The sequence below is a fragment of the Pseudonocardia sp. genome (assembly GCF_029263155.1).
Taxonomy (GTDB): Bacteria; Actinomycetota; Actinomycetes; order Mycobacteriales; family Pseudonocardiaceae; genus Pseudonocardia.
Genome location: NZ_JAJCYB010000097.1, coordinates 1 through 8,726, shown reverse-complemented (window position 1 = coordinate 8,726; position 8,726 = coordinate 1). Strand labels below are relative to the sequence as shown.

Sequence of the window (8,726 nt, the reverse complement as noted above, 5' to 3'; positions counted from 1 at the left end):
ATCATGCACCAGACGGGCGCCACTGATCAAATCGGCAGGTCAAGGGGCCGGTGACAGCGGCCCGAGACAAGCCACTCCGAGGACATACTGACCAGCCGACCTGCGGTTTCGCCGCCCGCCTGATGCAATTCCTGAGAGTTCCGGTACACCCGCCCCGTCCACAGCCTTGACCCACTCGCCCCGACTCGCGCGCACGCAGGCCCCGACTCGCGGGATCGGGTGTACCCCCCTGCGCGAGTCGGGGTCTGAGGGTGCGCGAGTCGCGGTGTGCGTGCGCGCGAGTCGGGGTGTGGATGCGCGCGCGTCGGCGCGCGTCAGGCGATGACGGGGTTGTGGGGGCTGGCCACCACGGCGCCGGGCTCGGCGCCGGGGACGAACTTGCGCCAGTCGCCGCTGATCATCGTCGGGGAGTCGACGACGCGGACGCCGTCGGCGAAGTAGGTGGTGGCCAGCACCATGCGGGACACCGTGGTGCGGTTGGCGCCCGCGGTGTGCACGCAGTGCGCGGAGTGGAAGCTCATCTCGCCCGCCGCGAACGGGCCGTCCTCGACGTCCACCCCGTGCGACCGGAACGTCTCCGACACCCGCCGGTCGTAGGAGGTGCCGTGCTTGTCGAACTCCAGGTCCTCGACGAGGCGCCAGGAGCCCGCCCCGCGGGCGAACGCGAGCGGGCCCATCTCGCGCGGGGTGGGCTGCAGCGGGACCCACGCCGTCAGCACGTCGGCCGAGGCCAGCGGGAAGTGGTGGGCGTCGAAGTGCCAGGGGGTGCGCCCGGCGCCGGGCTCCTTGGACAGCCCGTTGTCATGGTAGAGCCGCACGGCACCGGCCCCGAGCAGGGCGGCCGCGATGCCCCCGATGCGCGGGGAGAGCACGGCGGCGCGCAGCAGCGGATCGTCGAGCCACATCATCTCCAGGCTCCGGAAGCCCACGGACGGGTCGACGCTCGCGTCCAGCAGTTCCCGCAACCGCACCCGCAGCCGTTCCAGCCCGCCGGGCGAGAGCACACCCGGCAGCTTGACGAACGACTCCGCGCGGTACGCCGCCACCTGCGCGCCGGTGATCGGGTAGGGCCGCGCGAGTTCGGCGAGCAACCCGTCGTCGGCCGGGAGCGGGCCGGGGTCGTGGGGTGCGGGGTCGACCGGCGGCCCGGCGGGGGCGGCGCCGTCGGCGAGCGACATGTACCAGTCCCACCACTGGTCGTTGCCGCGGTCCCACTCCACGCCCACGTCGGAGGCGACCCCGGCGGCGGTGCGCTCGGACAGGTGCGGGTTCCTCACCTGCTCTCCCACGTCATCAGGTGTGCCTCGTGGGTGAAGGTGTATCGGCCGTCGGGGGCGCGGCACCCGGCGAGGTAGTGCCCGAGCGCGGGGTGGCCCTCCATCTCCTCCAGCGACACGGTGTCGTCGAACGCGCAGCGCTGCAGGAACCCCTCGACGACGGTGCGGTCGGCCGAGCCGGTCGTGTAGGGCAGGACCTGCACCGCGACGGCGGCGCCGGCCGCTCGCAGGGCCGCCGCGACGCCCTCGGCGTCGGTGTAGGGGGTGACGTCGGGCGCGAACGACTCCCGGTAGGCCTCGTAGAACGCCAGGTAGTGCGACCGCGAGCTCGCCTGGGCCACGACCCCGAACCCGCCGGGGCGCAGCGCCGCCACCATCCGTGCGACGCCCGCGGCGAGGTCGGCGGGCGGCAGGGCGTAGAGCGCGTGGGTGGCCCAGGCGACGTCGTAGGCGGCCTCGGCGTGGAAGTCCTGGAGGAACACCTCGTGCTCGCCCTCGGCGACGAACGGCGCGCGCAGCACGCCCCGGGCCTCGGCGATGCTGAAGCCGGACGGATCGAGCAGGTCGACGGCCACCCGCGGCGTCTCCGGGAGCCCGGCGCGCCGCAGCGCGGCCGGGAACTTGCCGCTCCCGCAGGCCACGTCGAGCAGCCGGACGCGGCCGTCCAGGGTGTGGTCGCGCAGGTCGGCGGCCCAGTCGCGGGCCGCGGCGAGCTGCCGGTAGTCCTCGGTGGCCAGGGCGTAGAACGCCTGCATCTCCGCGCGGCCCGCCTCGCTCCAGTGGTCGAGGCTGCGTCGGGCCGTGTCGGGTCGGGTCACGTGCTGAGCCAACCACGTCCGGGGTTTCGGCGCGCCACGAACGGGTGGGGGACTTAGCGTCGGTACGTGACCACCACGGGTACGGCCTCATCCCTGGATCGGCTCCGGGTCGAGGTGGTGGGCAGCGCACCGCTTCCCCCGCTCACCGGCGAGCGCTACGCCCTCACCCACGCCGCGTACGAGGCGGCCAGCGACCAGCGGGCGCTGCTGCAGGGCTGGCTGGCCCACGCGCTGCCGCCGCTGCTGGCCGGGTGCGACCCGGTGCGCGTCGTCGGGGTGGGGGTCGGTGACGGCAGCGTGGACGCGCCGCTGGCCCGCGCGCTGTCCGAAGGCGGTCGGCAGGTCCGCTATCTGGGCGTGGAGCCGCACGCGCCCTCGGCCATGGGGTTCGCCGGGCGGCTCGCCGCGCTGCACGTCGACACGCTGATCCCGTCGGTCGTGATCGGGGACTTCGCCGACCACGACGCCGGTCATCCGGCCGACCTCGTGCACTTCGTCCACTCGCTCTACTACGTCGACGACCTGGGCGCCGCGCTCGACCACGCGCTGTCGATGGTCCGCCCGGGCGGGCTGCTGGTGGCGGCGACGGCCCCGCTGGAGCCGCTGTGCGTGCTCACCGAGCTGCTGTGCCCGTGGGGCGAGCACCGGCCGTGGTTCGCCCACGACGTCCGCGCCGAGCTCGACCTGCGCCGGCTCGAGGTGCACGCGGAGACCCTGGTCGGGCGCCTCGACGTGACCGAGGTCCTCATCGACCCGTGCGGGCGCGGCGAGGCGGTGTTCGACTTCCTGGTCGGGGCCCGCACCGCGGCGATGTCGGCGCCGGTGCGCGAGCACGTCCTGGACTACCTGCGCGCCATCGGCGGCCCGGAGGTGCCGCACCCGCTCGACATCATGATCGCCCGCGTGCCCTGAGTCGAAGGCCCCGAGGCAGCTCGCACACAGGCTCCGGGGCCCGCACACAGGTCCGGACCTGTGTGCGGGCCTCGCGCCCTATGTGCGAGGTCGCTGGAGGTCGCGGGCGTCGACGTGGCCGAAGGGGTGTGGGCGCCAGGTGCGGATCTCGTGGGCCGCCGCGGACCTGCGGTCCGCGTGCAGCAGCCGGGCCAGCGAGTCCACCCGTGTCGCGTGGCCGTCCGCCCGATCGCGCGCGTACGCGGCCGCGGAGTCCTTGGTGACCATGAAGGCCCAGTCGCTGGACAGCGCCAGCAGCGCCTCCTGGGCGAGGGCGTCGCGCAGCGGGTCCCGGGCGGGCCCACCGGGCGGCAGCGACAGGAGGGTCTTCTGCACGCGCTCGTTCAGTGCGACCAGGTCGTCCACCCCGGCCCACACCCGCCAGTCCTTGCCCGACCCCCATGACGACGGCGGCAGCTCCACCGGCGGCCCGACCAGCCCGGCGGCTGCCGCCCCGCGCAGCGTCGTGACCCGCACCCCGGCGCCCGGGAGGTCCCGCAGCACCGCCTCCAGCCAGGCCGGGCCCTCGTGCCACCAGTGGCCGAACAGCTCGGTGTCGAAGGCGGCGACCGACAGGGCGGGCCGCCCGTGCCGCTCCGCCAGCCCGACGAGCCGCTCGCGGACCACCGCCACGAAGTCCGCCGCGTCCCGCGCCACGGCCGCGGCGGCGCGCGCGGGGTCGTAGGGCCGCTTGTCCTGCGGCGCCACGGACCGGCCGGTCACGCGGGACGGCTTGAGGCCCGAGGGATGGTCGAACGTGTGGAAGTCGCGGTAGTCCCGCCCGCCGGGGTAGCCCCTGCGCGGGGACCACACGCGGTAGGTGACGTCGAGGTCACGCGCGAAGGCCAGCACGCCCGACTCGCCGACGGGCCGGGCGAGCCCGGTGTCGCCGCGCACCGCCGGCCCGTCGACGAGGAAGTGGGTGACGCCCGCGTCGGCGTACCCGCGCTCCATGCCCGGCGCGTAGCCGCACTCCGGCGCCCAGATCCCGGCCGGCGCGGCCCCGCGCCGGATCCGGGCGTCGGCCAGGCCCGTGGCCAGCGCGAACGCCCGGACCCGCGGTTCGAGCAGTGGCCCGAACGGGTGCGTCGCCGGGCCGCCGAGCAGCTCCAGCGCGCGGGTGTCGGCCAGCCCGCGCAGCAGCGGAGACGCGCCGTGGCGCCAGCGCGTCTCGAACAGCTCCAGCGCGGCGGTCGCGCAGCGGTGCTCGTGCGCCCCCAGCTCCGGCAGCCGCGCGGCCGCCTCGTGGGCGCGCAGCAGCCAGCCGCCGAGCCAGTCGTGCACGCCGCGCAGGCAGTGCGGGTCGTCGAGCTGGGCGGCGAGGACGGGGGTGACGCCCAGTGTCAGCAGATCGCGCCGGCCCTCCGCGGCCAGGCGCTCCACCACGTCGAGGACGGGGAGGTAGGAGTGCGCCCACGACTGGTAGAGCCACTCCTCACCGACCGGCCAGCGGCCGTGGTGCGCCAGCCACGGCAGGTGGCTGTGCAGCACGAGGCAGAAGGTGCCGACGGGTTCGGACATCCGGGCCACGCTACGGGCCGTCCGACGGTCACGAGCACGGCGCCGGGTGGCGCTCCCGCTCACCGCCGGGCGGTCACCAGCAGGTCGAGGCTCCCGTCCACGTCGTCGCCGCGCAGCTCGAAGTCGGCGCAGGTGACCGCCGCGACGTCGGCGCGCAGCGCTTCCGGCCACGCCCCGCCGTCGACGACCACCGCAACCTGCGCGTCGACGATCGAGCCGCCGTGCCGGGCGTCGAACGCGCGCAGCCGCGGCCCGTGGTGCAACCCCAGCACCTCGACGTCGACGAACCCCGCCTCCCGCATCAGCCCGGCCAGCTCGCACCCGGACAGCTCGCGGGTGTGGAACGGGTTGAGCGGGGTGTCGCGGCCGGGGGAGAAGGTGATCCGGTTGGGCGTGGAGACCAGCAGGGTGCCGCCGGGCGCCAGCACCCGGCGGCACTCGCGCAGGAACCGCTCCTGCTCCCACAGGTGCTCGATGACCTGCAGCGACACGACCGCGTCGCACCCACCGTCACGGACCGGCAGCGCGACCAGGTTCGTCCGCGCGACGTCCAGGCGCGGGTAGCGCCGCGCGACGTGGGCCGCGGTGGGCGCGTCGTAGTCCAGCGCGAGCACCCGTCGCGCGACCCCGGCCAGCAGGTCGGCGCCGTAGCCCTCACCGCACCCGGCCTCCAGCACGACGGCCCCCGCGCAGCGTGGCCGCAGTGCCTCGTAGACCACCTCGTGACGGCGGAACCAGTAGTTCTCCTCCGGTATGCCGGGAAGCGTGCGCTCACCGGTGAGCCACAGATCAGCCACGTGAGCAGCGACGATGGGTTGCTCGGTCATGGCATCTGGCCGCTCGCCGGTTCCGCACAGCGCTCGCTGGCCGCGAAACCTCGAAAGGGGAGTGATCGCATGGACGAGCTTCTCGATCTTGCGCAGGAGTGGGAGCTCACGCTGGGTACGGTCTCAAAGGCGACCCGGGTGGTCTACCTGCGGGGCGTTCGTCAGTTCATCGACTGGCTCGCCACAGCCAAGCCGCGGTTCCGCTCCGTGGCCGATCTGCGGCGCGCGCACGTCGATGCCTGGATGCGCCACCTCGCCGACGACATGGGTCGCGACGAGGCGACCCGGCGGGTGCGTCTCATCTCGCTCCGGCTGTTCCTCGACTACCTCGTCGGTGAGCCGGACGTCGACCTGCCCTCGAATCCCGCTCGCGGCATCGCGCTGCCCGCGCCGCGGGACAAGGTGGTGCCGGTGATTCACGACGACGACCTTGTGGCCCTGCTGCGTGTCGTGGAGCGTGGTTCGACGTTCCTGTGCCGTCGCGACGCCGCGTTGCTCCGAGTGCTTCTCGACACCGGTTGCCGGCGAGGCGAGCTCGTCGGAATCGACGTAGCCGACGTCGACCTGCGTGGTCACGACGTTCGGCTCCGGCGAACGAAGGGTGGCCACGAGCGCATCGTGCCGATCGGAGCCAAGACCGCGTTAGCGCTACGGAAGTATCTGCGAGCCCGCGATCGGCACCCGGCGACCGGTTCGGCGGCACTGTTTCTGTCTACGAGAGCGCGATCCGCAGGCGGCTGGCGGATGAGCGGCGACGCCGTGGCCGGAATGTTGTCACGGCGTGGTCACGCGGCCGGCATCGCGGCGATCCATCCGCACCAGTTCCGTCACACGTGGGCCAACGACCTGCTGTCCAACGGGGCGAACGAGGGTGACGTCGAGCGCCTGGCCGGCTGGCGCAGCCCGCTCATGGTGCGCCGGTACGGGGCGTCGGCCGCAGCGCAGCGCGCCAGGGACGCTGCGCGGCGGCTCGCCCGAGGGGACCGAATCTGATGCGTCGACGCTGCTCCCGTCGGACCGTCTTGGACCCGAACCCGACCCCTCCCGGCACGGCGAACCACGCTCGAATAGTATTCAGGCATGGTTCGCCCCGTGGAGTCTGAGATCGCCGTCCTGAGGCAGGTCGCCCGCGAGATCCGCGAGAGCACCGAGGAGTCCGGCTACAAGGTTGGCGTCGCCGTGCGTCAGCACGGGGCGTTCTCTCAGACGCGCGGGCCGGCCAGCGCGCTGGAGCGTTCCCTTGTGCTCGAGGCCGCCCGGCGCGGTGCCTCGCAGGCCGGCCTGACGTTCGAAGCGGCGTCGGGCAGCTTGGACATCATCACCAATTGTGGTGACACCATCCGGTACTACCGGGTCAAGCACGTCAAGTTGACGGCCGCGGGCGAGTACAAGGTGATCTGTGGAGAGGGTTCATCCCTGTTGGTCACGGAACCCGAGTCCCTGCTCCGGGAGGAGAAGTGGATCCTCGGCTACACCCTGTCGGACGACCACACGATCGAGCGGCTCATCGCGGCCGAGATCGTCGGATGGCGCGGCGAAGGCCCGGTTTGCCTCACGCTGGGCTCGATCATCGTCCTGACTGACGACCCGTCGCCGCGTGGCTTCACCTCGACCGACGAGGACCTGCCGGGCTTCGAGGACGAGGACGGCGACGGCGAGATCGGGGATGCCAGCGGCTTCTGAGGTCGCGACGTCCCGACAACTCCCTGAGAGGTCTCACCGTGACCACCCCCGCCACGATCGGCGAGCGCGTGCACATTCTCCGGCTCGCCAACGGCTTCAGTCAGAGCGACCTCGCCCGGTCGCTCAGCAACGGGGCCAGCGAGGCCAATGGCCTCGTCTCCAAGATCGAGAACGGCCGGCTGACCCCGGACGACGATGTGCTCCGTGGTCTGTCCGCCGCGCTCGGCTGCACCCCGGAGTACCTCACCAGCGGGTCGATCGAGCTCGTCGCGACCCGCCCGTGGCTCCGCGCGTACGCCGATGCGTCGACGCGCGTGGTCGAATCCATGACCGCTGGCAATCTCGTAGTGGCCGAGTCGATTACTCGACTCCAACTCGAACGCATCCCTGATTCGATCCCCGTGTTCGACGGTGACCTCAACGACGATCACGCCATCGAGCGCTTCGCCGAGGAAGTCCGCGTGGCCGCGGGCATCGCCGAGGGAGCCGTTGTCGGCAACGCGATGCGTGCAGCCGACCGCCTCGGCTGTGTCGTGCTGCCGATGAGCAGCGAGCTCGGGCGCCACCTGGGGCTGTCGCAGCGTATCGGCGGAGCACCGTTCATCCGGGCCAGCCGCCCTGGGCGAGATGCGAATCCTGTACCGGGTGACCGCCAGCGCTTCACCGTCCTGCACGAGGTCGGTCACCTCGGGCTGCACGCTGCACTGCCGCCGCCCGAGACCGCCGAGGAAGCTCGGCGGATCGAACGCCAAGCCCACAGATTCGCCAGCGCGTTTCTCGCTCCCGCCGAACCCCTGATTGATGACTGGATGAGCAAGGGTGGTCGGGTGACCCTCTCGGTCCTTGCGGAGCTCAAGGCGACATGGGGCATCGCGATCAAGGCTCTGGTCGTTAGGTTCCACCAGCTTGGCGTGATCAGCGCGGACCAGGCTACGAGCCTCTACAAGCAGATCTCGAAGCGGGGATGGAACCGGGGTGAGGGTGAGCCCGTCGAGACCACCAACGAGGAACCGATCTGGCTCGCCCGCGCGATCACCAAGCGCGCTGGGCGAGGTAGGGCCGCGCACTCCGCGCTCGCTGACGCGGCGCGCTTCTCGCTGCTGTCCGAGCGGCATGTGAGGGGTTGGATCGACTGGACACCGGCCGGGCCGGCGGCGGACGTTGTGGATCTGCCGGCTCGCATCACCCCGGGACGCTCCGGACCAGCAGGGCCAGCTCGCGTGCTGTCGTTTCCCGTCACCAGGTAGCGAGCGTGGCTGTACGTTGTCATCAGTCTGGGAGGGTTGTCCAGCTGGCTGCAGTGACCCGGGTTCCGCAGTTCGTCGCCGCAGGCGTGGGCGCCGAATCCGGGGGTTGACCTGAGAGAACGGGCTCGGGGCGACGGGGCGGGGCGTGTGTCCACGCCCGGCCGGAGGCCGGGTGAGGGCGTTTGTGCTGCTCAGGCGGGGTCGAGGGGGTGGTGAGCCTGGGCAGTGTCAACGGCGGCCGAAAACTGACCCCTTGGCGGCTGTTGGCCGCCGCCGAGGGTGACGATGGCGGCGTCATCGGCGGTGACGATGTCGTCGGCGTGAGCAGGCCCCGTCGGCGTGGTGCCGGACGGGGCCTGGTCGTCGGGGTGGCGCGGTCGTGGTCATCGCGCCGGGTCGGGT

At 72.8% G+C, this 8,726-nt stretch carries 9 protein-coding genes; 5 read left to right on the top strand and 4 right to left on the bottom strand.

The window, feature by feature from the left end; translation table 11 throughout:
• Positions 1–314: 314 nt before the first annotated feature.
• Together Q1K26_RS19560 and Q1K26_RS19555 are read right to left on the bottom strand one after the other, a co-directional pair.
• Complete coding sequence (locus tag Q1K26_RS19560; protein ID WP_300014927.1) at positions 315–1,277, bottom strand: phytanoyl-CoA dioxygenase family protein; 963 nt, start codon at positions 1,275–1,277, stop codon at positions 315–317.
• On the bottom strand, positions 1,274–2,095 hold the full coding sequence (locus Q1K26_RS19555) for a class I SAM-dependent methyltransferase (RefSeq protein WP_300014924.1): 822 nt from the start codon (positions 2,093–2,095) through the stop codon (positions 1,274–1,276). Before Q1K26_RS19555 ends, Q1K26_RS19560 begins: the two co-directional genes overlap by 4 nt.
• Positions 2,096–2,161: 66 nt before the next feature.
• Here Q1K26_RS19555 and Q1K26_RS19550 point away from each other — a divergent pair, with 66 nt between their 5' ends.
• A complete protein-coding gene (locus Q1K26_RS19550; protein ID WP_300014921.1) occupies positions 2,162–3,007 on the top strand; it encodes a class I SAM-dependent methyltransferase in 846 nt (281 codons plus the stop codon).
• Between the two features lie 78 nt (positions 3,008–3,085).
• On the opposite strand, the gene Q1K26_RS19545 is transcribed toward Q1K26_RS19550, so the two are convergent.
• Together Q1K26_RS19545 and Q1K26_RS19540 are read right to left on the bottom strand one after the other, a co-directional pair.
• Positions 3,086–4,567 (bottom strand): 1,4-alpha-glucan branching protein domain-containing protein, encoded by a 1,482-nt coding sequence (locus Q1K26_RS19545; RefSeq protein WP_300014918.1) that lies wholly within the window; start codon positions 4,565–4,567, stop codon positions 3,086–3,088.
• Between the two features lie 59 nt (positions 4,568–4,626).
• Entirely contained in the window at positions 4,627–5,364 is a 738-nt protein-coding gene (locus tag Q1K26_RS19540) for a class I SAM-dependent methyltransferase (protein WP_300014915.1), read from the bottom strand.
• On the opposite strand from Q1K26_RS19540, the gene Q1K26_RS19535 reads away from it, so the two are divergent.
• From Q1K26_RS19535 to Q1K26_RS19520, 4 genes are all read left to right on the top strand, one after another.
• Positions 5,365–6,387, top strand: a complete 1,023-nt coding sequence (locus Q1K26_RS19535; RefSeq protein WP_300014912.1) for a tyrosine-type recombinase/integrase — start codon at positions 5,365–5,367, stop codon at positions 6,385–6,387. It begins immediately after the preceding gene.
• 99 nt (positions 6,388–6,486) lie between these two features.
• The gene (locus Q1K26_RS19530) at positions 6,487–7,077 is read left to right on the top strand and encodes a hypothetical protein (protein ID WP_300014909.1); all 591 of its coding nucleotides are present in this window, start codon (positions 6,487–6,489) and stop codon (positions 7,075–7,077) included.
• A 38-nt stretch (positions 7,078–7,115) separates the two neighbouring features.
• Positions 7,116–8,324 (top strand): XRE family transcriptional regulator, encoded by a 1,209-nt coding sequence (locus tag Q1K26_RS19525; RefSeq protein ID WP_300014907.1) that lies wholly within the window; start codon positions 7,116–7,118, stop codon positions 8,322–8,324.
• A gap of 209 nt (positions 8,325–8,533) precedes the next feature.
• A partial coding sequence (locus tag Q1K26_RS19520; protein WP_300014904.1) for a hypothetical protein occupies positions 8,534–8,726 on the top strand: 193 nt, incomplete at its 3' end.

Bases quoted from the DNA above. Each gene is read 5' to 3' on its own strand.
- Q1K26_RS19545 (WP_300014918.1), bottom strand. From the start codon at position 4,567: ATGTCCGAACCCGTCGGCACCTTCTGCCTCGTGCTGCACAGCCACCTG.